Source organism: Streptomyces sp. NPDC037083, from assembly GCF_055606485.1.
On record NZ_JBVJSQ010000003.1, the window covers coordinates 656010 to 679944 of the forward strand.

Consider the following 23935-nt stretch of genomic DNA (forward strand, 5'->3'; position numbering starts at 1 on the left):
GGTGGCCGTTCTCGCGGGTTCACGGCCGCGCGGGGTCGCCCCGTTGATCCACATCAGGAATGGGTAGACGGGGCGACATGGCTGACGTCGTACAGGCTGGACTGTGGGGGCTGGTGGCGGGCTCGGCGCTGCTGTTCGGAGCCGCGCTGGGGTACGGGCTGCGGGTGCCGCAGAAGGTGATAGCCACGGTGATGGCCTTCGGCGCCGGTGTGCTGCTCTCGGCGGTGTCCTTCGAGCTGGTCGGGGAGGCGTACGAGGAGGCGGGCCTGACTCCCGCGGCCGTCGGCACACTCGTCGGGGCGCTGGCCTACACCGGGGGCAATGTGTGGCTGGCCCGGCACGGCGCCCGGCACCGCAAGCGCTCGGGGCACGAGCGGTCGGCGGCGCAGCCCTCGGAGGCCGAGCAGGGCGGCTCCGGGACGGCGCTCGCGCTCGGCGCTCTGCTCGACGGGGTGCCGGAGTCCGCGGTCATCGGCGTCAGCCTGTTGAACGGCGGCGCGGTCAGCCTGGTGACGGTGGCCGCGGTCTTCATCAGCAACGTCCCCGAAGGGCTGTCCAGCTCGGCGGGGATGAAGAGGGCCGGCCGCACCAAGGGGTACGTCTTCGGCGTCTGGGCGGCGATCGCCGCGGCCGGCACGGTTTCGGCCGTCCTCGGTTACACGGTGGTCGGTTCGTTCTCGCCCGCCGTGATCGCCGCGGTGACCGCGGTGGCGGCCGGGGCGATCCTCGCCATGATCGCCGACACGATGATCCCCGAAGCGTTCAACGACGCCCACCTGGCGATCGGGCTGATCACGGTGTGCGGCTTCCTCGTCTCATTCGCCCTCTCCCACGCGTGAACCAACACGTCGGGGTGGGCGCGTCGTCTGCCGCTCGGCTCGCGCCGGCGCCGCTTCAGGGGGTGCCCTGCTCCCCCTTGAGGGAATCCCGGAGCCGCCGCAGCTCGTCCGCCGGCCGTCCCAGGCCGTTCAGCTGCAGCCGGGCCGCCTCGGTGCGGGCGTCGCGATGGACCCGGTACGCCAGGTCCGCCGACTGACGCACCATCCACTGGTCGTAGGCGAGCAGCCGCCCCGCGTACGCCTGGGCCTCCATGAGGCCGACGTCGGTGAGCGGCAGCTCCAGCAGCCGGGCCCGCAGACGCAGGAGGGCCGAGCTCGCCTCGCCGCAGGCCCGTGCGGTCGGGCCCGGCACCGGGCCGGGCTCACCACACGCGGCCACCGCCGCGTCGGCGAGTGGCTGGGCGGCCACCGCCTCCTCCAGCACCGTGAGCAGTGCCTGCAGCTGGGCGGGGCGCGGCGGACGGGCCGGAGCGGGGCGCCGACCGAGCAGGCGCTCGAGGAGACGGACGCCGCGCTGCCGTTGGCCCCGGCCGGAAGGGGCCAACGACGGGGCGGGGGCGGCGCGGGGTGAGGTCATCACTCCTCCTGGTGGCACCGCTGCGGGTCAGGGGCGGCGAGCACCTGCGCGTTTTCGGGGAGCCCGTCACCGGGCCACCTGACGAAGCAGGGTGTGCGCTCCTCCAGTGTGCCCCGCTCCGCGGCCGACAGGCGTGGCGCGGCTACGGCCTTTCCCGTGCGGCCGCGCTGCGACGGCGGCCACCGGGCTCAGGACGTCCGGCCGTCAGGTCGCCCCAGGACTCGTCGCACCCTCCGGGGACGTCCGGTCGAAACGGATCTCCAGACCGGGCCAGAACGAGCGCCACGCCTCCGCGTCGCGCGGACTCGGCAGCCCCGGCGCGCCGAGGGACGCGACCGGCAGGAACCTGACCAGCGTTCCGGTCGTTCCGTCCGCTTCGACAGGGGTCAGGCCGGTCACGGGCACGCCGTGTTCATAGCGCTGGGTCCAGGCGCCGTTGAGGCGGCGGTTGGTGTGGATCAGCCACGCACTGAGTGCCGCCACGACCGACATCCCGCGGCGCGGGTGGCCGTCCGGCAGCAGCTCGGTGCCCGGGGAGTCGAAGAAGCGCAGGTCCTTCGTCGCCATGACCGGCTTCTTCACGACCTTGCCGCGCTCGTCCACGCGGGTGTCGGTGCCTCGCCCGTCGTCGGCGACGGTCACCGAGCCGTCGGGGTGCTCGGTGACCACGCAGTGTCCCCCGCCCCGGGCCGCGGCCTCGTCCGCGGCGTAGGCGACGACCTCGAGCACGAGGTGCAGCGGACCGCCGGCAGCGAACGTCGCCGGATCCCGGCGAATGCGGGAGAGGTGGTCCAGGTCCACGGCGCCGGCCCAGTCGTGGGTGGTGTTGCGCCAGGTGGCCTTCGATCCGTCCACCGGTCCTCCGTCTCTCCGCCGTGTCGCCGTCCCATTCTGTCCGACGCCCTCGGCACGGTCGCGAGCCGGTGCGCCCGCCACGTCGGCCACCTCGGATGGCGCTGGGGAACGGCGCCACCCCCTGCCGGCCTGGCACCGCTGACACGGCCGGGCGCGGTCAACCGGACGTCGCCGTCCCCCCGGGAGCCGTCGTCCCGGCGGGAGTCGGCTCGTAGGCGCTGATCGTGTACAGGGCTTCGTCGTCGATGGAGTTCTCGTCCCAGTCCAGGGTGATCCGCACGGGGCGCCCGTCGGCGGCGTAGTCCGCTGCGGCCGTGTGCGCGTCCTCGCTGCGGGCCTGCTCCAGTGTCTTCAACAGCTTTCCGATGGTGGGCACTTCGCCGTGCAGATCCCGCGCCTGCCGCCGGCTGTCCACGTCGAGTCCCGTCACCCTCGCCACCTTGCCGTCGCGGACCTCCACCCGGAACGTCCCGGCCAGGACCTGAGTGGTCGACGTCAACGTGTAGGAGTACGAGGCGGGTTCCTCCCAGGTGCTCTTGGACCCGCCTGCTCCCACGGTCTCCGCGGATCCCGCGGACGGCGAGGAGCCGCAGGCCGCGGTCGCGGACACAACGGCGCACAGCAGCGTGGCCGTGGCCACGCGTCGGGAACGGGAAGGGCCGGCGGTCATGGTGACTCCCTCGGGTCGGTTGCCACTGTGACGCCGGGCGACTCGCGAACGTTCACGGCAGCACGCGGTTCGGCCCCTTCGGCGGGCGCCTCGCGTCGGCGCCTCGGGGGGGCAGGAGCCGCCCCGAGGCACCGACGTCGGGCGTCAGTTCCCGCCGGAGGAGGCGGCAGCCCGTCGCTTGACCAGCCACCATGCCCCGCCGCCGAGCACGAGCAGGGCGACGACGATCACACCGGCCAGGGCGCCGGAGGACATGCCGTCGTCCTCGTCGGCCGCCGTGTCACCGGCGGCAGGTGCGGCGTCCGACTCGCTCGCGGCGGCGGAAGGAGTGGGCGCGGCCGAACCGGGCGTCGCACTGTTCGTCGCCGTCGGGCTCGGGCTGACCGGCTTGGCGCCCGGGGCCGCGGCCTTCAGCTTCAGAAGCGGCGCGGGCTGCTCGGGCTCCTTGCCGTCGGTGGGCAGTTCGATCCAGCGGGAGACCTCTCCGTCGCTGTAGGTCTCGACGGTCTTGAACGCGACTTCCTTCGCGTCCGGCAGCTGCCGGACCCTGATCCTGTGCTCGGCGTCGACCCCGGCCTTCAGAGCCGGGCCGGCGAGGGTGTAGCCGTCCGCGGCAGCCGTCAGTTTCCAGCCCTTGGGGGCGTCTTCGAGCGTGATGTCGGCGGCGGTGATGCCCTCGGGCAGGACGACGCGCAGCGCGGTGAAGCCCGCGGTGTCGGACTCGGCCTCGGAGACGAAGCTCAGGGTGACGTTCTCGGCCAGGGCCTGGGGCTTGTCGGCCTCGACCTCCGCGTGCGCGGCGGCGGGGGCGGCCAGGGCGAGCGTGGCCGTCACCGCGACGGCGCAGGCGACGACGAGACGACGGCCGGCGCGCGCCGTCGGTCGGGTGGATGCGGGCGTCGGTCGGGTGGACGCGGGCAGGGGCGTGGACACAGGGGAACTCCTTGTTGACGGGGGAAGAAGACGGCCCCGCGCACACCGGGGCCGGTGAAGGGCTGGAGGTGCTCCCGTCGCGGTGGGCCCCTGCGCACCACCGCGTGCTCCAGTACTCCTTCCCGTCCCCGGGCCGCCACCCCATCGGTGACGCCGGCCCGACGGCGCGGCGACCGGGGCGGCGCCCCGTCCGCGTCGGCGACCGCCCGTGGCAGCACATGGGCCAGAGCGGCCGCGGCGGCCCCGGCGAGAGTGCGGAGCGTGCCGAGCGCCGCCGCCATCCGGACGTCCGCCCGGTGCAGCAGCCAGCCCACCGCCAGAGCGGCGGCGGTGTGGACCGTGATCATCGCCGCTCCGGCGTGATGCCAGGAGTGGCCGTCCCCGGTGGCGGCGGCCGGCTGCCCGGCGTGCCCCGGGTGCCCGGCCAGGGCCGTCGAGGCGTCGCCGTCCGCATACGACAGCGCGAGGTGCAGCACCCCTTGCATCGCCAGGGTGACCCCGGGGGTCGTGACCGGCGCGTAGCCGCGGCGCGCGAGCGGCCAGACCGTCGAGAACTGGGCCACGAGCAACACGGCCAGCAGCCGCCACGGCACCTGGCCCTCGGCGACCGTGAGGTGCCCGAAGGCCGCGAGCACGGTGCCGGCCACTGCGAACAGACCGGCCCGCGCGCATGCTCCCGCGTGGCCGGCCGGGCCCCCTCCGGCACGCGTCTCGCGCCTGTTCACGTGATCAGGTGGCACGGTCGCCCATCGTCCTGTTTCCGCCCTCAAGGCTGTGTCGCGACCTGCCACGGAACTGGGATCACTGAAGAATGCGGGTCGGGGTAGTCGGATCCGGCAAGGTTCCCTCGTACGAAAGTGATGCCTTTCCCATGGCTGAGACACGAGACGTCGTTGAACTCATTCTCCAGGATCACCGGAGAATGGAGGATCTCTTTCGTCTGATGCGCAGTGTGGAGGCCGACCGGGCAGCCGCGCTGCGGGAGTTCGCCGATCTGCTGATCGCGCACGCTCTGGCGGAGGAGGCGAAGGTGTACCCCGCCCTCAAGCGCTACAAGAAGATCGAGGACGAAGAGGTCGAGCACGGTGAGGAGGAGCACGAGGAGGGCAACAAGGCGCTCCTCGAGCTTCTGGAGGTCGACGACGTCGGCTCCGAGGAGTGGGACGAGAAGCTGGAAGAGCTCGTGCAGGCCGTCAGCCATCATGCCGACGAGGAGGAGCGCACCATCCTCAACGGGGCGCGCGAGAACGTCGCCATGGAGCGTCGGGAGGAGCTGGGCGGGGAGTTCCTGGCGGAGCGGGAGCGTCAGCTGAAGGAAGGGTGCGGGGCCGTGGAGAACGTGCGCCGGATCGTCCGCTCCTGACCGCCTTCGCGACGGAAGCCCGCCTCCCGACGCGTGGGACGGGCTTTTGCCGTGGGGCGCGGGTCAGCTCCGGGTGGGCGTCCGCAGGGCGAGGAGGGCGACGTCGTCGTCATTGGCGGCGGGCCGGACCCGGCGCAGCAGCTGGTCGGTGAAGGAAGCCAGACGGCGGTGGGCGAGGGCGGCGGCGTGCCGGCGCAGTCGGTGCAGGCCCTCGTCGAGGGAGTGGCCGAGTTCCTCGATCAGACCGTCGGTGTACAGCAGGAGCGTGGATCCGGGCGGCAGCAGGACGGTGGCGTCGGTGCGGGGCCTGCGGGCTCCCGTGCCCAGGAGGATGCCGTGGCCGCCGGTGAGGTACTCGGCCAGTCCGTCGTGGCTGATCAACAGCGGCGGCGGGTGACCTGCGTTGGTCCACGACAGCTTCCAGTGCCCGTCGTCGACCTCTTCGATCCGGGCGAGGATCAGGGTGGCCATGGCGACGTCGGTGATGTGCGTGACCGCCTCGTCGAGGAGGTCGACGATCCGGCTGGGCGGCTCGTGCAGGGCCCAGGCGTAGGCACGGAGCATGTTGCGCACCTGTGCCATGCCGGCCGCGGCCTCCAGGTCGTGGCCGACGACGTCGCCGACGGCCAGCGCGGTGGCGCCGTCGGACAGGGAGAAGGCGTCGTACCAGTCGCCTCCCACCTGCGAGGCATCGGGCGCGGGCAGGTAGCGGACGGCCATCTGCAGGCCGGGCACGCGCGGCATCTGGGGCAGCAGGTGGTTCTGCATGGTCTCGGCGACCTTGCGCTGGCGCTGGTAGAGGCGCGCGTTGTCCAGCGCGAGTCCGGCGCGACGGGCGATGTCCTCGATCAGCGGGAGATCGACGGTGCTGTAGTCGCCCGGCTGCTTCGCGCGGCCCAGGGTCAGGGCCCCGAGGACCGCCCGGGTGCTGCGGATGGGGGCGATGGCCGCGGAGTGGATGCCCGTGGCGTCGAACAGGCGGCGCTGTTCGACCGCGATGCCGGAGTCCGGCGGACCCTGGTAGGTCTGCGGGCCGGCCAGTGTCGAAGCGACCCCGCGCAGGGCCCTGGACAGGGGCATCGGGGATTCCTCCGGAATCGGCGGCATCGGCCCCTGGAGTTCGTCGTGATGCACCAGGGCGCCGCCGTCCGCTTCGACGACGACGGTCCGCCACACCTCGTCGCGTTCGGTGATCAGGTCGACGACGGCCCAGTCCGCGAGCCGGGGCACGACCAGGCCCACCAGCCTGCGCAGTGCTTCCTCGACGTCGAGGGTGGCGGTCAGCTGGGTGGTGGTCGCGGCCAGCAGCGCGAGCCGTTCGAGTTCCGGCAGCAGCGTCGCCGACGGTTCCCGTCGCAGGTCGGCTTCCGGCGGGCGTCGCGCGTGGAAGAGGACGAGCGTGCCGCGTTCCCCGTCACCCGCGTCGAAGGGGGTTATGAGCCACGAGATGTGCAGCAGGGAACCGTCCCGGCGTGCGAAGTAGTCCTCCTCGGCCTGAGCGGTGCGTCCGGCGTGGAACGCCTGCCGCATGCGGCACTGGGTCCTCGGCAGGGGCTGGCCGTGGGAGTCCCGGTGCAGCAGGTCGTGCGCGTCATGGCCGAGGAGATCCCCGGCGGCCCGGTCCAGGGACTGTTCGGCACGGGAGTTGACGGCGATGAGGCGGCCCTGCTCGTCGACGACATAGGCGCCGGTCTTGATGGCTTCCAATGCCGCGGTGAGCGCCGGAACGGGGCCTGCCGGGGGCCGTTTGCCGTGGGTGTCCGAATGCTCCGTTCCTTCCATGCCCTGATCTCCCTGGTCGGCTGGAGGCACGCCGCTGAGCGGTGCCCGCTTTCCCGACTGCCCCAGCGCCCGGAAACGAAGCGCCGGGGTGGGACGAGCCCGTACCGGTCGGGCCGGGACCTGCCACGGGCCCGGGGCCGGGCGTGACATTGCACGTTCAACTGTCCTGCCGAGCGTCGGTTCGGGTTCCCGTGCCATCGGCTCGGGGGCCCGAGTCGTCCCCGGTTCACCGAGCCGGTCCTGCGCGGCGGTCCTGCGCCCCCGCCGGCGACGCGGGTGATCACACCGGGTCGGTAGAACCTCCCCCGCCTGGGCAGACGCAACTTGATCTTCGTTGATGTCCCAGGGGAGGAATCATCACCATGGCCGTACCCGCACGTGTCCCACGCACCGCGCGCCGCTCCCGCCGGTTCGAACTCCGGTCGACGGCCCTGTACTTCGCCCTGCTCGCGGTGCTCCTCACGGTGGTGGGGACGGCAGCCCGTACCGCGACGGCCGCTGCCGTGCACCGTCCCGCCTGGGCCGTCGCGCTCGTCCTCGTGGGCGCCGGCGTCGTCGTGGCGGGCCGTCGCGGAAGGCGGCGGACATCGGCGGCGAAGATCGCCCGCCGCGCCGCAGAAGCTCTGGACGAGGCCACCCGGACGGCGGTCGAAGCGCTCGACACGCCGACCCCCGCTCCGGCCGCCGCCCCGGTCGCGGCGGGGACCTGGCCCGGCGACGGTCACCTCGGCACACCGGGCACGGAGCGCACCGTCGCCCTCCTCGACCCCGTGGACGACGTGTCCGCGGACACCGAGGAGATCGCCTACGAGGCGCTGGACCCGGACGAGTTCGAGCAGGCGATAGCCGAGCTGTGCCGTCGGGACGGCTGCCTCGACGTGGACGTCGTGGGCGGGGCCGGCGACCTGGGCGCCGACGTCGTGGCGCGGACGCCGGACGGGCGCTCGGTCGTCATCCAGTGCAAGCGGTACTGCGACGCCAACCGAGTCGGCTCCCAGGACATGCAGCGGTTCGGCGGCACGTGCTTCACCGTGCACGAGGCCGACGTCGCCGTCGTCGTCACCACCAGCGACTTCACCGCTCCCGCGGTCGAGTACGCCGAGCAGTGCGGCATCGTGTGCGTCGACGGCCAGGACCTCCTGCGCTGGCAGCACGGCGTGGGGCCGCGGCCTTGGGAGCCGGAGTTCGTCGCCGGCTGAGCCGGGTGAGCAGCGCGTGGGCGGTGTCGGATCCGCGTCGGGCACCCGGCGTCACGAGCTGCCCACGGCCAGCCCCGAGCCCGCGAGCCGGACCCGGATGCCGTCCTTCTCCACACGGACGGACCGCAGCCGCACGTCGCCCTGTTTCGGCTCCGGCAGCTCGAAGGCCAGCGACAGCCGGTCGGCGAGGGCCGGGCGGGTGACCCGGGACAGGGCGTCGAGGAGCTCCGGGTCCAGGCCCAGGCGGCGGAGCACCTCGGGATGGTCCAGGGCCAGGTCGACGAGGTTGAGGCTCTGGGCCTGGCGGGCGAAGCGCGGGGAGCCGCTCAGCTCGGCCAGCTTGCCGTCGTCGCTCAGGGCCTCCCGCACGGCCGTCTCGGGCACCCCCATGCGCCGCACGATCGCCGGGACCGAGAGCAGCGCCTTGGCCTTGCGGGTCTCCCGGGCGAGGTCGGCGGACGCCTTCGGCGTCAGGTGCAGGCCCTCCGAGGCGCGCGTGCCGGGTCGGTAGGTGGCCAGCTCCCCGATGTCCAGGCGTATGCCGCCGATCTCCGTGGCGACGCCCCGCTCGCCCTGGCGGTGGATCGTGGCCTCGGCGCGCAGGCGCAGGTCGTGTCCGGCGACCGGCAGGGTGCCGCGGGCCCGGACCCGGTCACGGCCCTCACCCGTGAACACCACCTGGGAGGCGCCGAGTTCGCGGTTGAGGTCGGCGAAGGACAGCAGGACGTCGCCGTCGAGCCGGGGGACACGGGCTCCGCGCACGGAGGTGAGCCCGTCGGCGTCCAGCCGGATGTCGTGCGCGGTGGCCGACACCTTCGCCAGCGACACCCGGTCGGCCGCGACGTCCGGCACGGTCACCCGCACCGAGTCCAGCCGCTTGCCGGCGAGTTGGGTGAGGAAGGGGAAGCCGCCGATCTCCACCTCGGGAGCGGCGGCAAGGCCCAGCTGGTCCTTGAGGGCGTCCGCGGACCTGTGTTCGGCGTACAGCAGCGCCCAGCGGTCGCCGAGGGCGACGAAGGCGGCGAGAACGGCCAGGCCCACCACGGCCTTCACCGCGAGCGGCAGTCCGGCGAAACGGCCCTTCCGGCGCCGGCCGCCGCGGCGATGGACGGGCGGGGTCCACTCCGGTTCCTGTTCCCGCTCGGTCCACTGCTCGCCGGCGCCGTCGCCGGGGAACTCCTCCAGGGGGCCGTCGTCCAGCGGGCCGTCGTCCAGGGCGCCGAGCTCCTCGTACGGGTTGCGGGACGTCATGGAGCTGTCGTGGGAACGGAGATGCGGGTCTGTGCGGTGGGGGGTGCGCATCGACTCATCCGAACACGCGCACCACCCCCGCCCGCAACTCGAACCCCAGGTGTGCGACCTACTTCACGATCGTGATCAGTTCGCCCACCGGCGACGCGATCGGAGACGGGATCCGTGACGCGAGCGGAGACGAGATCCGTTACGGGCCGAGGAGTTGGCCGTCACGTCATTGAATTGGTGGCCTCAGGGGCGCTCGAAAAGAGGTCGTACGCGGCCTCGGTGGCGCCCTGGACACCCGAGGGAGACGGTTCGCGGTCCCTGGGCCGATGCCCTCCCGGCAGGCCTCCACCCGCCCGCTCGCGCCCTCGACGAAACCCCTCTGACCTGGTGTTTTAGTGGATTCCTCGTAGGCTGTGGAGATCTGTTGGACGCCTGTGGGAGGGGTCTTCATGAAGGGGCGGGGCATGCAGTACGACGCTGCCGACATCGAGGTGCTGGAGGGCCTGGAAGCCGTTCGGAAACGGCCCGGGATGTGGGTCGGATCGACCAGTGAACGCGGCCCGCTGCACATGGTGTTCGCGGTCGTCGCCCGGGCGGTGAACGCGGTTCTGGCGGCGGGCGGCGGCTGCGTCGACGTCACACTCACGCGCGACGGCGGCGTACGAGTGGCGGACGACGGGCCGGGGATTCCCTTCGAGGGTGCCGAGGACTCCGTTCGCCCGGGCCTCGAAGCGCTGTTGACGAGCCTCTACGGGGGCGTGCCGGGACCCGCCGGCCGGCATGTCGCGGCCGTGAGCCAGTTCGACGTGACACTCGCCGTCGTGAACGCCCTGTCGAGCCGGCTGACGGCCGAGACGCGGTGCGAGGGGGAGCGCCGGGTCCAGGAGCATGCCCGAGGGGTCGCTCTCGCCCCGCCCGTCGCCGTGGGGCCCGCGGCGGGGAGCGGGACGACCGTCGCCTTCCTGCCCGACGCCGAGATCTTCGAGACGACGCGGTGTTCGTTCTCCGCGTTGGCGGAGCGCTGCCGGCAACTGGCCTTCCTCAACCGGGGGCTGGCGATCTCGGTGACCGAGGAACGCCCCGCCGGAGGAGCCCGGGAGGTGCGGTACCGGTTCCCGGACGGCGTACGGGACTTCGTGGCGGCCCTCGACGCGGAGGCCGGGTCGCTCCTGAGCCCGGAGGTCATCGGCTTCGAGCGGGACGACGCGCGGATGTCGGGGACGATGGAGGTGGCCCTGCTGTGGGGCGGCTGCCGCGGGGAGGGCGTGCGGGGCTTCGCCAACGGCCTCCGCACTCCCCAGGGCGGCACGCACGTGGACGGCTTCCGTGACGGGGTGGCGGCCGCGGTCACCGCGTACGCGCGCGGGCGGGGGCTGTTGACGGCGGCCGACCCCGGTCCCGGAGCCGACCGGATCGACGAGGCCCTCACGGCGGTCGTCTCGGTGAAACTCGACCGTCCCGAGTTCCTCGGCCCCATCCGCGGGCTGCTCGGCGGCGCCGACGTGCGCGCCTGCGTCGGAGAGGCCGTCCGGGAACATCTCGGCGACTGGTTCGAGGCGCAGCCGGAAAGGGCCGCGCAGGCCGTCGACGAGCTCGTCCGGGACCCTCACCGGGACTGAACGGAAGCGAACGCCCGGGTGCGGGCCGGCCTCCGGAAGCTGCCCCGCACCAGGTTGCGAGCCGTGTGTCGCGCCCCGCTTCCCGCGGCCGGACGTGGGAGCGGCGGCGTGTCCGCGGTCACTGCGTGAGTGATGAGAAAGCGGGCAGCAGAGTCCTTACGCACAGAAAGCACCTAGCGCCTCACTCTGCGCGCAGGTCACTCCACGCAAGACGGGTAAGGAACAGCAGTGGCTGACGTACTGACCGACGGGCAGCCCGAACCGCCGCGGTCCGGGCCGATCGAGATCGCCGGTCTGCCGGCACAGGTCCGTCAGGACCTGGCGCGCAGGCTGAGGCGCACCAAGCGTCCCTTCCGCGACGAGGACGTGCAGGTCGTCGAGCCGCCACTGCTCCGGCGCGCGGTCGGCGCCTCGGCGCTCGGCAACTGCATGGAGTGGTTCGACTTCGGCGTCTACAGCTACCTCGCCGCCACCATCGGGAAAGTGTTCTTCCCCGGAGCGTCGCCCGCCGCGCAGGTGATCTCGTCCTTCGCCACCTTCGCGGCCGCGTTCGTCGTACGCCCGCTCGGCGGCCTTGTCTTCGGGCCGCTCGGCGACCGCCTCGGCCGGCAGAAGGTACTCGCCACCACCATGATCATGATGGCGGTCGGCACCTTCGCCATCGGTCTCATCCCCAGTTACGCCACGATCGGCATCGCCGCGCCGATCCTGCTGCTGCTCGCCCGCATGGTGCAGGGTTTCTCCACCGGCGGCGAGTACGGCGGCGCCACGACCTTCGTCGCCGAGTACTCGCCCGACCGTCGCCGGGGGTTCCTCTCCAGCTGGCTCGACTTCGGCACCTTCGTCGGCTACGCGCTGGGCTCCGCCCTCGTCACCACGTTGAACCTCGCCCTCAGCGACGCGCAGATGTTGTCGTGGGGCTGGCGCATCCCGTTCCTGATCGCCGGACCGCTCGGAGTCATCGGTCTCTACATGCGTCTCAAGCTCGAGGAGTCGCCGGCCTTCCAGCAGCAGCTCGACGAGCACGAGCAGAGCCTCGCCAAGGAGTCGGCGGGCACCGAGTTCAGGACCATCGTCAAGGACCACTGGCGCGCCCTGCTCATCTGCATGGGACTGGTCCTGCTCTACAACGTCACCAACTACATGGTCACGGGCTTCCTGCCGACCTATCAGACCGAGACCCTCGGACGCTCCAGCAGTTCCGCGGACGTGCTCGTGCTCGTGGGCATGGTGTGGATCGTGCTGCTGATCACCTTCCTCGGCCGGCTCAGCGACCACGTCGGCCGGCGCCCCCTCTACGGATACGCGGCGGCGGGCATGATCCTGCTCGCCGTGCCCTCCTTCCTGCTGATCAAGATGGACGGCACCTGGCCGCCGATCCTCGGCGTGCTGATCCTGTCCACCCTGCTCGCGTGCTTCGCCGCGCCGAGCGCCGCGACGCTGCCCGCGCTGTTCCCCACGGCCGTCCGCTACGCCGCCATGGGCATCGGCTTCAACTTCGCGGTGGCCGCGTTCGGCGGTACCACCCCGCTGGTCACGGAGGCGCTGGTCAGCGTCACCGGAAACGACATGGTGCCCGCGTTCTACCTCATGGCGGCCGGCGCCATCGGGCTGCTCACCGTCCGCTTCCTGCCCGAGAGCGCCCAGGTGTCCCTCAACGGCTCCCAGCCGATGGTGGGATCGAAGAAGGAGCGACGCGAACTGATCGCCACCTCACAGGAGTTGTACCGGGTCGGCCGGGAGACGTCCGGCCGCCGCTGATCCCGGCGCGGGAAGGCGCAGCCCCCTCCCGCGCAGGAGCTCAGGGCCGCAGGGCGTCGCACCGCAGGACGTCGAGGTCGGCGGTGCGGACGACCGACCAGCCCGCGGTGAGGATTTCGGCTTCGGCGGCGGTGATGCCCAGCCCCTTGAGGGTGTCGCCGTCCCCGCGCCGGCCGGCGATCTCGGCGACGACCCAGAAGCACCCGCCGGGCGCCAGGAGCCGGCGCACACGGTCGAGGAAGGCGGGCTTGTCGTCCATCCACCGGTAGACCAGGCGGCAGGTGACGGCCGCGTACGACGGGTCCGGCAAGGCGTCGAGGTCGGTGGTGGTGATGTCCGCGCATCGCCAGGTCGGTCCGGCGCCGGGGGCGATGTCCTGGGCGGCGGCGAGGGCGACGGCGCTGGGCGCGCAGTCGAGGCCGGTCGTGCGGTAGCCGAGCCCGTGGTGCAGGTGGCGGGCCAGGGCGCCGTCACCGCTGCCGATGTCGAGAGCGGGGCGCCCCTCGCCGGGGCCGAGGTGCTCGGCCAGCAGTGCGAACTCGGCGTCGGCGAGCCGACGGTAGCGGCGGCCGCCCGACCACAGCGGCTCCCAGTAGGTCTGCGGAGAGCTGGTCACGGGCGTCCTTCCCGGGGCGGCGTCGCGGTCCTGTCGCGGGCGCCAACGGTACGCGGGCGAGCTCAGGGCGTGCTCGAGGTCGTCAACAGCGTCGGAGCCGTTCTCCACGGACGGGCCCCTCGAGCCGTCCGGGCCACGTCGGGCCGTGCGCGGGCGGGGCGAGGGCCGGCCGAGGGCCGACGTGGGCCGCCCAGGCGCGCCGAACGGACCGCGGCGCCTCGCCGGCAGGCGGCCTGCCTTCGACTTCGACGTCACGGAGCCCGCGGAACTCGTCGACCACCTGCGTGAGCCGGCGGGCCGCTACGCCCGCTCGACTCCGCCCGCCCGCGGTCCGGGCTGCCTGACGGTCATCTGGTCGCTCAACTTGATCGATGGACTAAGTCGATATAATCCCTTCATGGCTCACGTTTCCGCGGCTGAACGCCGCCCCCAGCTGATCAAAGCGGCCATCGACCTCATGACCAGGGAGGGTGTCGCCGCCGGAAGCACCCGGGCCATCGCGGCCGAGCTCGGCGTGGCCCAGGCCACCGTGCACTACACCTTCGGCACGAAGGAGGGGCTGTACCGCGCCGTCATGGAGAAGCTCACCGCGGAGCTGATCTCGCAGGTCGAGCAGGCGACTCCCGAGACGGGGGGATTCGAGGCGACCGTCGAGACCCTGGCGGGCGCGCTGTGGCACACCGTGCGCGAGCAGCCGGCGAGCCACCAGTTGCTGACGGAACTGACGATGTTCGCCTTGCGCACCCCTTCTCTCACCGAGGCACTGCAAGGTCACTACCGTGACGTGACCGAGGTCGCGGCGAGGGTGGTGTCCGAGGCGGCCGAGCGAACGGGACAGACGCTCGCCCAGCCCCCGAAGACCCTTGCCCGCCACTTCCTCGCCGGATTCGACGGACTCGTGGTGCAGCACCTGTCGCTGCCCGACGAAGAGGCCGAGCAGATCTGCCTGCGAGCCCTCGTCTCCGCCGTGGTGGCGCTCGCCGACGGCCGGCTCGACCCCACCGCTGTCGGCGTCAAGGCGGGCTGAGCGCGAGGCCGGCCCGCCTTGACGTCGACAGGAGCCGGAGTGATTCCGCCGCCCGCCCCGGCCGGCGTCCCGGCAGAGGCCGGTGGCCCGGCGGAGCCGGGCGGGACGGCGGAGGCGGTGGGACGGCGGTGGTGGCGGGGCGGCGGCGCTCACCGCTGCCGGGGCGCGGTGGGCCGCCGGTGTGTCACACGGCGAGGATCTGCCACTGCTGCCGGGTCGCCCGGCTGTACGTCAGCTGCTGGACGGCGGCGCCCTTGGCGGTCGAGGCTCCGGCGACGTCGAGCGACAGTCCGCTGAGGCGGTTGGTGAGGCAGTAGTGGCCGTCACCGGTGGGCGTCACGGCCCAGTGCTGCTGGAAAACGCTGTCGTCCGACCAGATGCCCACCTTTCCGCCGTCTGCGCGCGAGAGGCCGGCCACCTCCAGGAGTTTGCCGCTGCTGACGCTCTTGATCTTGTAGTAGCCGTCGCCGGTGGCGGTGAACGTCCACTTCTGGTTGGCCTGGTTCTGCCAGGGCCACTGGATGACGTCGGTGCCGTTGGCGGTGTCGTTCCGGCTCACGTCGGCCACCTGGCCGCTGTTGCGGTTGACCAGTCGGTAGACGGTTCCGTTGCCCGGCAGGACCTGCGACACCAGCACGGGCCTGGCGGACCTGCCGCCGATCCGGACGTTGCCCACGTTGGCGTATCCGCCGGTGGCGGCGGTGGCCTGGATCCGCACGAACCCGACGTTCCTCGCGCTCCACTCGGCGACCTTGGTGACATGGCCGCCGGCCCAGGTACCGGCGGCGACCTGGGTGAAGACCGTGCCGTCGGTGCTGGTCGAGACGGTGTACGAAGTGATGTCGCCGTCGGTGGAGTTGTTGCGGTTCCACTGCTTGGGCAGGTACTCGAGGGTGGAGACGTTGCTCCACACCCCGCCCAGGTCGATCGTGATCGAGTGCGGCAGGGACGGGGACAGTCCCCAGGTCGACCAGCAGGTCTCGAAGCCCTTGTCGCTCAGCCCGTCGATCGCGTTCATCGGGCCCTCGCCGGTATGGAATCCGGTGGCGTAAGCACTGACGGGGGTCACGGGGTGCTCGGCCCGTGGCATCTGCGTCGGCAGCGGCGCCCGGGAACCGTCGGGGCTCCACGCCGCCCCGACTTCGGCGAGCCGCGCCACGACGTTGGCGTCCAGCCTGCCGTTGCGGTTGGGCGGGCAGTTGAGGATGAAGGAGGTGTACTTCGGTTCCAGATCCGCCAGGTGGGACAGGACCGACGCCTTGCTCATCAGGCTCTCGGTCGGTGTGGACGGATGCCAGAACCAGCCGTTGCTGATCGTCTGCCCCTGCATGGAGGCGTAGGTGTTCCCGGCCGGCGAGGTGATGCCCAGCGGCTCCTCGAAATAGATCGCGTCGCCGAGGAACGGTACCGACAGCCCGCCGTGGTCGATCATGACGATGTCCGGCTGGAGCGACTTCACGTGCTCGCGGATCCGCTGGTAGGAGACGGCCTGCTGGCCCATCTGCCACGCGTAGCCGTCGGTGACGAACATGTCGATCGTGCCGTAGCCGGTGAGCAGTTCGGTGATCTGGTTCAGCATGTAGGTCAGGTCGCGGGGCTCGATCACCTGGTCGGCTGCGACGCCGTGCCGGGTGTCGTACGCCTGCACGCTGTAGCTGCGGTCCCATATCGAGAAGTACAGGCCCACCTTCAGGCCCCTGGCCCGGAAGGCGTCGACGTACTGGGCGACGATGTCCTGCCGATAGGGGCTGTTGGCGACGTTGTAGTCGTTGTACGCGGTGGGCCAGAGGCAGAAGCCGTCGTGGTGCTTGGTCGTCAGCACGCCATAGCTCATCTTCGCCGCCGCGGCGGCGGCCGCCCATTGAGCGCAGTCCACGGCCGTGGGGGCGAACAGGGCGGGGTTCTGGTTCGGGGCGGCCCACTCCTCGTTGGTGAACGTCCCCATGTTGAAGTGGTTGAACATGCCGAACCGCATGTTCACCAGGTTGCTCAGACCGGTCTGGGAGTCGGCCGCCGCCTCGGACGCCAGGCCCGAGAAGGGGGGCGCGACGGGCAGCACCGTCGCGGCGGCAGCGGCGCCGGCGGCCCCGAGCAGCGTGCGGCGGGACAGGTTTCCTGACGGCATGCACTCACTCCCAGCTCGGTGGTCTCGGCGCCGCGGGCCCGCTTCCAGGGAGCCGGATGTTTCCGGCCGGGTGGAACGTGACAGGGCATGCCCGCCGAGTGCACAGGACACGGCCCCCGCACTCACGGGTCTGGGGCGCCAGATGTTACGCACGAAGTTCCGGTATGCAACACCGGGATGTCAACAGTGTGGAGGGATGAAATGCCAAGTACGGACGGCCCTTTGACCGATATAGGGGGTATCACGCCTCGGATTTCTGGTCAGACATGGCATGTCTGCTTTCGCCGTCGTGTCCGAAGGCCGGTCGGTAGCGGTCGCCCCGGCACATTGGGCCCTGCGCCGGCGGAGGCCGTGGCGCGCGGCCGCTGAGGTCCGGTCCGTGGCCGCGCGGGTCAGTTCCCGCCGCGCCGCGGGTGCATACGTTTCCTCCAACGCCCGTGAAACGGGACGAACGAGGAGGCAGGCCCGTGAAGGAAAGCCAGTTGGACACGTGTGTGGTCGGGGCGGGCCCCGCCGGGCTGGCGGTCGCCAGGGCCCTGGTGGAGCGGGGCCTGCCGTACACACACCTGGAGCGGCACACCGGTCCCGGCGGCATCTGGGACATCGACAATCCCGGCAGCCCCATGTACGAGTCGGCCCACTTCATCTCGAGCCGGACCCTGTCGGGATTCGGCGGATTCCCGATGCCCGACCACTACGCGGACTACCCGCCCCACCGGCAGATCCTGTCGTACCTGCGGTCCTTCGCCGACGCCTACGGGCTGACCGGGCGCATCGAGTTCGGCGTCGAGGTCGAGGACGTCGAGAAGAACGCGGACGGCACCTGGACGGTCACCCGGGCCGACGGGCGAAGGAGCGTGCACGGGCAGGTCGTCGTGTGCACAGGCTCGCAGTGGCACCCCAACATCCCCGAACTGCCGGGTGAGTTCAGCGGGGAGGTCCGGCACACCGTCGGCTACCGCAGCGCGGAGGAACTGCGGGGCAGGCGGGTCCTGGTCGTGGGCGCGGGCAACTCGGGCTGCGACATCGCGTGCGACGCGGCCCGCAGCGCGGACCACGCGGTGATCAGCATGCGACGCGGCTACTGGTTCATTCCCAAGCATCTGTTCGGCCGGCCGGTGGACACCCTCGCCGACAGCGGGCCGCACCTGCCGATGTGGCTGGCGCAGAGGATCTTCGGCGCCCTCCTGCGGGTGGTCAACGGCGACCCCGCGCGGCTGGGCCTGCCGAAGCCGGACCACAGACTGTTCGAGACCCACCCGGCCGTCAACTCGCTGCTCATCCACCACCTCCAGCACGGCGACATCACCGCCAGGCCCGGGATCGCCCGCACCGAGGGCAGGACCGTGCACTTCACCGACGGCACGAGCGACGACTTCGATCTCGTCCTGCTGGCCACGGGCTATGTGCACAGGGTGCCGGTCGCCCAGCGGTACTTCGGCGAGGAGCAGCACCCGGACCTGTACCTGTCGGCTTTCTCACGCGAGCACGAGGGCTTGTTCGGCATCGGCTTCGTGGAGACCAACTCCGGCGCCTACCAGCTCTTCGACATGCAGGCGCAGCTGATCGCCGGGTACCTCTCCGACACACGGCACCGACTGCCGAACGCGGAGCGGTTCGCCCGGATGATCCGCGCCGACCGGCCCGACCTCTCCGGCGGGCTGAAGTTCGTCGACTCTCCCCGGCACACCGGCTACGTCGACAGCGCGGCCTTCGTGAGGTACCTGGGCAAGGTCGCGGCGGCGATGGGCTGGCGGACCGAGGGCCGGCCTCCGCAGGCACGGTCCCTGGGCCGGACGGGGGCGGCGGTATGAAGGGGTTCGACTTCACCGGCAAGATCATGCTGGTCACCGGCGGCGCGGGCGGCATCGGCAGCGCGCTGTGCCGTCGCTTCGCCTCCGGCGGCGCGCGTTGCGTCGTGGTCGACATCGACGGGACGCGCGCCGAGAAGGTGGCCGCGGACCTTCCGGGCGCCGGGCACACCGGCGTCGGCTGCGACCTGACGGACCGTGCCCAGGTGGAGCGGCTGTTCGAGGCGGTCGCGGAGGAACACGGCCGTCTCGACGTGCTCGTCAACAACGTGGGCATGACCAGCGCGGAACGCTTCGACGTCCGCAGCGTCGAGAGCATCGAGCGGGAGATCGCCCTGAACCTGACCTCACCGCTGGTCGCGACCCGGATCGCTGTGCCCCTTCTCCGGGCCTCCGGGGACGCGAGAGTGGTCACCACGGTCTCCCTCGGCGGGATCTTCCCGCTGGGCGAGACCCCGATCTACACCGCCTCCAAGTTCGGGTTGCGGGGCGCGATGCTGGCCATCGGGCTCGACCTGAGGAGCAAGGGCATTCTGGCCGGGTCGGTGCTGCCGTCGGCGACCGACACCCGGATGCTGCGTCAGGAGGCCGTGGACGGGGGAAACTCCCTGCAGTTCCAGGATCCGCCCCAGCAGCCCGAAGACGTCGTCGCGGCCGTGGTGAGCCTGCTGGACAGGCCTCGGCTGGAGGCCTACCCCAAGCCGGGCGAGTCCCGTCTGGTGCGCTTGGCGATGCTCACGCCGAACCTGCTGCCCCGTGCCTTCCCGCTGTTCCGCAAGCGCGGTGAGCGCGGCATGGCGCGCTATCTGCAGGAGCTCCGCCGACGCGGACTGGCCCGCCGGACCGACGGGCGCTGGGAACTGGTGGAGGACGCGTGACCGCGAACGGGATGCTGCACGTCGTCAACCCCGCCACCGGCGAGGCGATCACCACCCTGCCCGCCGCGAGCGCCGAGGACGTCGCCAAGGCCGCCGAGCGGGCCCGGCAGGTCCACGACACCGGCGTGTGGTCGCGGCTGCCGCCCCGGGAGCGCGGCGCGGTGCTGCTGCGGCTGGCCGGCCTGATGGAACGCGACGCCGAGATCCTCGCCCGGCTGGACAGCGAGGACGCGGGCAAGCCGATCACGGAGTGCCGTACGGGCGACGTACCGGGCGCCATCGAGTCGGTCCGCTGGTTCGCGGAGGCGGCCGACAAGGTCTTCGGCCGGGTCGCGCCGGGCGGCCCGGACGGTCTCGGGCTCATGAGCCGCGAACCGGTCGGGGTCGGCGCGGCGATCCTGCCGTGGAACTACCCGCTGGCCATGACCGCGTGGAAGGTCGGGCCGGCCCTGGCCGCGGGCAACTGTCTGCTGGTCAAACCGGCGGAGGCGACCCCGCGCTCGGCCCTCCACCTGGCCGCGCTCGCCGCGGAGGCCGGCCTGCCCGACGGGGTGCTCACGGTGCTGCCCGGGTACGGCGCGGAGGCCGGGGCGGCCCTGGCCAGCGACCCCCTGGTGGGGGCGCTCTCCTTCACCGGGTCCACCACGACGGGCCGCCGCATCCTCAAGGACGCGGCCGAGAGCAACTTCAAGCGCGTGTCGCTGGAGATGGGCGGCAAGAGCCCGCAGGTGCTGATGGCCGACGCGCTCTCCTTCGGCGACGAGCTCATCGGCGACATGATCGAGGCCGCGTTCCTGACCATGGGACAGAACTGCACGGCCGGCTCCCGGATCCTCGCGCACCGCAGTATCGCGGAGGAGGTCCTCGAGCGGTTCACGGCCGCGGCGCGAGACCTCGTCATCGGTGACCCGGCGGACCCGCGCACCCGGATGGGGCCGCTCATCGACCGCGCAGCCTTCGACCGGGTGTCCGGAGCCGTGGAGGCCGCGCGGTCCGGCGGAGCGCAGATCCACACCGGGGGACTGCCCCATGGGCTGCCTCCGCGGGGCGCCTACTACCCGCCCACCGTGATCACCCGGGCCCCCGACGGCAGCGACGTCCTCACCAGGGAGCTGTTCGGCCCGGTCGTCACCGTCCAGACCTTCGCCTCCGAGGACGAGGCGATACGCCGGGCGAACGCCACCGAGTACGGGCTCGCCGCCTCGGTCTGGACCCGCGACCTCGACACCGCGCTGCGGCTGGCCCACGGCATCGAGGCAGGCGTGGTCTCCGTCAACGCCTACAGCGAGGGTGACATCACCACGCCGTTCGGCGGCTGGAAGCAGTCGGGATTCGGCGGCGTGGAGAAGTCCACCGACGCCTTCGGACAGTGGACCCGGGAGAAGACGATCTGGATCCGCACCCGCTGACCCGGGCCGGCGACCGGCCGGCGCGACGTCCGGCAGATCACGGCGTGCGCCCCGCCGCCCGCAGCATCCGCGCCCGCAGCTGCACGGGGGAGGCGCCGTGCCAGCGGCGCACCGCGCGGCGCAGTGCTCGCTCGTCGGAGAACCCTGCCCGGCGGGCGATGTCGCGCAGTGTCAGTTCCGGGCGGAGCAACAGCTGTTCGACGCGTTCCCGGCGCACTCCCTCGACGAGTGCCTCGTAGGTCGTGCCGCAGTCGGCCAGCCGACGGCGCAGCGTCCGCTCGCTCGTCGCGTGCCGCCGCGCCTGCTCACTGAACGACGGCACCGCCGGCAGGCCCTGCGCGACGGAGATCTCCAGCACCTCCAGCAGATCCTGCTGGTCCCGGCGGGAAGCCATCTGCGCGTCGAGCGTCTCCAGCGTCGACGCGTAGCTCACCGGATCACGTCCGGGCATCCGGGTGCGGGCCCACTCGGGGTCGATGACCATGCGGTTGGCGGGGGCGGAGAAGCGGACCGGACAGCGGAACAGGTCTTCGTACGAGCCGTCGTGCGCGCCCCGGTACGGGCCTTCGGCCGGACCGGGCCGGCGGGGCGGGGGGAAGGAGAACTCCACCGCCCTCGGCGCGAAACCGGGACCGACGGCCAGCCGGGAGAGGGTGACCACGGCGGCGAACGCCTCCTCGCCCAGGAAGGATGCCACGGCCGGGTCGATGGCGGGATCGGGAAGATCGGCGCGCAGCTCGAAGGCGTCGTCCTCCTCGCTCGCCCCGGCCGACCACACCACCATCGTCCCGGACAGGTTCTGGTACTTCACCCCGGTCTCGATGGCGTGCCGCAGTGTGTCACCGGCCATCAGGGCGAAGCCGACCAGTCCCCATGCGGTCAGGTGCTGCGCCGCGCCGACCCGCAGCCCCAGGCGCTCGTCGCCGGTGAGCTCCAGCGCACGGCGGATCACCGCGCTGCCCTGCCGGTACGACACCCGCAGGGCGGCGGAGCGCATGACCGTCTCGTCGAGTCCCATCTGCCGCAGCAGGGGGCGCAGATCGACACCGAGGTCGTCGGCGACCACGACGAGATAGCGCAGGATGTTCGGCTGAATCGTCGCCGACGTGCTGCGGCTGGTCCCGGAAGGCTCTGCCGCGCCGGGGGCAGGGGACATCGCACTCACCTTCTCCTCGGACGGACACCGTGTGCACTGTCCGTCGCCGCTCACCTGCAACTGCCGCCCGGCCAGGGCGAATCCGGGTTCGCCCGTCAGCGGGCGGTGGTCGAGTTCTCCGAGCGGAGCAACCGGTCGAGGTTGGTCATGGAGGCGCGCATCGCGGCCCGCATCCCCGGCTCCTGGACGCGGTTCAGCAGGTCGCCCAGTGGCCCCAGCCCGATGGCGTACTCGACCTGGTAGACCATCTCCGTGGTCTCCCGGCCGTCCTCGCTCTGCGACGGCCGGAACTCGAAGACGCTGGTCACGTTCTGGAGCGGGGCGAATCCGGTGCCGGTGTCGACGCGGCGCTTGAAGGGCTCGATCTCCCTGACCGTCCAGACCGAGTCGGTCTTCAGGGGGCCGAGCGTGCGGTTGCGTTCGGCGTAGGTCCTGCCCACGGTGGCGACGCCGTGGTGGTCGGTGACCTCGATCGCTCCGGCGACCCACTCGGCGTACCGGTCGGTGCGGGAGACGACGTCCCAGACGCGTCCGACGGGTGCGTTGACGACGGCCTGCTCGGTGACCACGTACGTGTTCATCGCGGTGTTGCCTTTCTCGGAGTCTGTTGTCGGTGTCTTCGTCTGTCGGTGTCTTCGGCGGTGCTCGTGGTGGTCAGTCCCGGCCCAGGACTTCGGCGGCGGTGTGCCGGCCGGAGCGGACGGCGCCGTCCATGAAGCCGTTCCAGTACGGGGAGAACTCGGCGCCCGCCCAGTGCACACGGGCGAAGGGCCGGCCCATCCACGGTCCGAAGTCGCCGAGCACGCCGGGGGCGGCGACGGAGGTGGGGCCGCCCTGGGTCCACTGCTCGGCGGTCCAGTCCTGCTCGACGTAGTCGACGGTGTCGAAGGCCCGGTCCCCGACGACCTGGGCGAAGGAGCGCAGCACCGCCCCGCGGCGCTCGGCGGCCGGGCGGTGGGCCCACTTGCGCCATTCCCGGCCGCCGAGGAAGCCCATGAGGACGCCCGGCCCGCCGTCGGGCGGGGTGTTGTCGAACATCTCGCGGATGGGGGAGCCGCCGCGCAGCAGGCCCATGCCGGACAGGCCGTCCTCGCGCCAGAACGGCTTGTCGTAGACGGCGACGCACTTCATGAGGGTGCCGAACGGCAGCCGCTGGTAGAGCTGGTCCTGCTGGGGCGGCAGCAGCGGATCCCACACGATCCGCGCGGCGAGCAGCGGCGGGACGGCGACGATCACGCGGTCGGCCCGCCAGTCCCCGGTGTCGGAGACGACGGTGACGCCGGTGGAGTCCTGGCTGATGCGCCGTACCGGGGCGGACAGGTGGACACGGCCGTCGAGTTCCTCGGCCAGCCGCTGGGCGACGAGCTGCGAGCCTCCGACGAACCGGCTGTCCTGGGCGCCGCCGGTGGTGCGGGTGCCGCGTTCCATGGTGCCGGGGTGGGTCTCGTCGCCGAAGGTGGCGACGTACCAGAGGCTGAACAGTGCGGACGCGTCGCGCGCCTCGCCGCCGTAGGCCGAGTTGAGGAAGAGGCTGATCATGTCGACGGCGTCGCCGGTGATCTCGGCCTTGCGCAGCCAGGTCTCGTAGGTCATGGCGTCGAGTTCACGGGCGCGCGGGGCCCGCCACGGGGCCGTCGGGTCCACGGTGGCGGCCTCCTTGGCGATGCGCGCCAGGGCGATGCCCATGTCCGGCAGGGCGAGCAGGTCCGGCGGGGTGTGGCCGGAGAAGCGCTTGGCCTTGCCGTCGCGGACGTAGACGGTCTCGCCGGGGACGGCCGCCCGGTAGGTGTCCACACCGACCTCCTTGGCCAGCGCCAGGATGTGGTCCTGCGTGGGGCCGACGAACTGCCCCCCGATCTCGGTGACCTGGCCGTCGCCGAGATCGTGGTTCAGCAGCCGGCCGCCGACCCGGTCACGGGCCTCCAGGACGGCCACGGACTTGCCCGCCGCGACGAGCTCCCGTGCCGCGGTCAGACCGGCCAGCCCCGCCCCGATCACCACGGCGTCCGCCCTGCGGCTCTGACGTGCCGTGATGACGTCCGCGGTCCGCGTGCTGCTCATGATCACTCCTGC

General features: G+C 72.2%; 21 protein-coding genes. 9 read left to right on the plus strand and 12 right to left on the minus strand.

The features are described from left to right. The first annotated feature begins 77 nt into the window (after positions 1–77). Entirely contained in the window at positions 78–839 is a 762-nt protein-coding gene (locus tag ACZ7DE_RS11465; RefSeq protein WP_470759788.1) for a ZIP family metal transporter, read from the plus strand. Positions 840–894: 55 nt separating this feature from the next. On the opposite strand, the gene ACZ7DE_RS11470 is transcribed toward ACZ7DE_RS11465, so the two are convergent. The 5 genes from ACZ7DE_RS11470 to ACZ7DE_RS11490 all read right to left on the minus strand — a co-directional run bounded on the left by ACZ7DE_RS11470 (position 895) and on the right by ACZ7DE_RS11490 (position 4521). Beyond that, positions 895–1416, minus strand: a complete 522-nt coding sequence (locus ACZ7DE_RS11470; RefSeq protein ID WP_470759790.1) for a hypothetical protein — start codon at positions 1414–1416, stop codon at positions 895–897. Positions 1417–1620: 204 nt separating this feature from the next. Further along, complete coding sequence (locus ACZ7DE_RS11475) at positions 1621–2271, minus strand: ATP-binding protein (protein ID WP_470759791.1); 651 nt, start codon at positions 2269–2271, stop codon at positions 1621–1623. A gap of 157 nt (positions 2272–2428) precedes the next feature. Next, positions 2429–2941 (minus strand): DUF6174 domain-containing protein, encoded by a 513-nt coding sequence (locus ACZ7DE_RS11480; protein WP_470759793.1) that lies wholly within the window; start codon positions 2939–2941, stop codon positions 2429–2431. Between the two features lie 144 nt (positions 2942–3085). Then, complete coding sequence (locus tag ACZ7DE_RS11485) at positions 3086–3775, minus strand: DUF1775 domain-containing protein (RefSeq protein ID WP_470759795.1); 690 nt, start codon at positions 3773–3775, stop codon at positions 3086–3088. Continuing rightward, entirely contained in the window at positions 3772–4521 is a 750-nt protein-coding gene (locus ACZ7DE_RS11490) for a hypothetical protein (RefSeq protein WP_470759797.1), read from the minus strand. Before ACZ7DE_RS11490 ends, ACZ7DE_RS11485 begins: the two co-directional genes overlap by 4 nt. A 224-nt stretch (positions 4522–4745) precedes the next feature. Between ACZ7DE_RS11490 and ACZ7DE_RS11495 the strand changes: the two genes are divergently transcribed. Beyond that, on the plus strand, positions 4746–5237 hold the full coding sequence (locus ACZ7DE_RS11495) for a hemerythrin domain-containing protein (RefSeq protein WP_470759799.1): 492 nt from the start codon (positions 4746–4748) through the stop codon (positions 5235–5237). Positions 5238–5300: 63 nt separating this feature from the next. Here ACZ7DE_RS11495 and ACZ7DE_RS11500 read toward each other — a convergent pair whose 3' ends face one another. Next, positions 5301–7019, minus strand: coding sequence for a PP2C family protein-serine/threonine phosphatase (locus ACZ7DE_RS11500; RefSeq protein ID WP_470759801.1), 1719 nt, complete (start codon positions 7017–7019; stop codon positions 5301–5303). 362 nt (positions 7020–7381) lie between these two features. Between ACZ7DE_RS11500 and ACZ7DE_RS11505 the strand changes: the two genes are divergently transcribed. Next, entirely contained in the window at positions 7382–8218 is an 837-nt protein-coding gene (locus ACZ7DE_RS11505; protein ID WP_470759803.1) for a restriction endonuclease, read from the plus strand. 51 nt (positions 8219–8269) lie between these two features. Here ACZ7DE_RS11505 and ACZ7DE_RS11510 read toward each other — a convergent pair whose 3' ends face one another. Beyond that, positions 8270–9520, minus strand: a complete 1251-nt coding sequence (locus ACZ7DE_RS11510) for an LmeA family phospholipid-binding protein (RefSeq protein WP_470759805.1) — start codon at positions 9518–9520, stop codon at positions 8270–8272. A 404-nt stretch (positions 9521–9924) separates the two neighbouring features. Between ACZ7DE_RS11510 and ACZ7DE_RS11515 the strand changes: the two genes are divergently transcribed. Next, positions 9925–11079, plus strand: a complete 1155-nt coding sequence (locus ACZ7DE_RS11515) for a DNA gyrase subunit B (protein ID WP_470759807.1) — start codon at positions 9925–9927, stop codon at positions 11077–11079. 228 nt (positions 11080–11307) lie between these two features. After that, positions 11308–12840, plus strand: coding sequence for an MFS transporter (locus ACZ7DE_RS11520; protein WP_470759810.1), 1533 nt, complete (start codon positions 11308–11310; stop codon positions 12838–12840). A gap of 40 nt (positions 12841–12880) precedes the next feature. On the opposite strand, the gene ACZ7DE_RS11525 is transcribed toward ACZ7DE_RS11520, so the two are convergent. Next, positions 12881–13456: a class I SAM-dependent methyltransferase gene (locus ACZ7DE_RS11525; RefSeq protein ID WP_470759812.1), complete on the minus strand. Its 576-nt coding sequence runs from the start codon at positions 13454–13456 to the stop codon at positions 12881–12883. 397 nt (positions 13457–13853) lie between these two features. Here ACZ7DE_RS11525 and ACZ7DE_RS11530 point away from each other — a divergent pair, with 397 nt between their 5' ends. Continuing rightward, complete coding sequence (locus ACZ7DE_RS11530; protein ID WP_470759814.1) at positions 13854–14483, plus strand: TetR/AcrR family transcriptional regulator; 630 nt, start codon at positions 13854–13856, stop codon at positions 14481–14483. A gap of 184 nt (positions 14484–14667) precedes the next feature. Here the strand turns inward: ACZ7DE_RS11530 and ACZ7DE_RS11535 are convergent, their stop codons facing one another. Further along, on the minus strand, positions 14668–16608 hold the full coding sequence (locus tag ACZ7DE_RS11535) for an alpha-L-fucosidase (protein WP_470759816.1): 1941 nt from the start codon (positions 16606–16608) through the stop codon (positions 14668–14670). A gap of 467 nt (positions 16609–17075) precedes the next feature. Here ACZ7DE_RS11535 and ACZ7DE_RS11540 point away from each other — a divergent pair, with 467 nt between their 5' ends. Genes ACZ7DE_RS11540 through ACZ7DE_RS11550 form a run of 3 tightly spaced genes read left to right on the plus strand, consistent with a single transcriptional unit; the run spans position 17076 to position 20706 of the window. Further along, on the plus strand, positions 17076–18422 hold the full coding sequence (locus ACZ7DE_RS11540; RefSeq protein WP_470759818.1) for a flavin-containing monooxygenase: 1347 nt from the start codon (positions 17076–17078) through the stop codon (positions 18420–18422). Further along, positions 18419–19297, plus strand: a complete 879-nt coding sequence (locus ACZ7DE_RS11545; protein ID WP_470759819.1) for an SDR family NAD(P)-dependent oxidoreductase — start codon at positions 18419–18421, stop codon at positions 19295–19297. Before ACZ7DE_RS11540 ends, ACZ7DE_RS11545 begins: the two co-directional genes overlap by 4 nt. Before the next feature lie 11 nt (positions 19298–19308). Next, a complete protein-coding gene (locus tag ACZ7DE_RS11550) occupies positions 19309–20706 on the plus strand; it encodes an aldehyde dehydrogenase family protein (RefSeq protein WP_470760104.1) in 1398 nt (465 codons plus the stop codon). Between the two features lie 37 nt (positions 20707–20743). Here the strand turns inward: ACZ7DE_RS11550 and ACZ7DE_RS11555 are convergent, their stop codons facing one another. The 3 genes from ACZ7DE_RS11555 to ACZ7DE_RS11565 all read right to left on the minus strand — a co-directional run bounded on the left by ACZ7DE_RS11555 (position 20744) and on the right by ACZ7DE_RS11565 (position 23923). Then, complete coding sequence (locus ACZ7DE_RS11555) at positions 20744–21862, minus strand: AraC family transcriptional regulator (protein ID WP_470759821.1); 1119 nt, start codon at positions 21860–21862, stop codon at positions 20744–20746. A gap of 95 nt (positions 21863–21957) precedes the next feature. Next, positions 21958–22443, minus strand: coding sequence for an SRPBCC family protein (locus tag ACZ7DE_RS11560; RefSeq protein ID WP_470759823.1), 486 nt, complete (start codon positions 22441–22443; stop codon positions 21958–21960). A 73-nt stretch (positions 22444–22516) separates the two neighbouring features. Further along, complete coding sequence (locus tag ACZ7DE_RS11565; RefSeq protein ID WP_470759825.1) at positions 22517–23923, minus strand: flavin monoamine oxidase family protein; 1407 nt, start codon at positions 23921–23923, stop codon at positions 22517–22519. Positions 23924–23935: the final 12 nt, after the last annotated feature.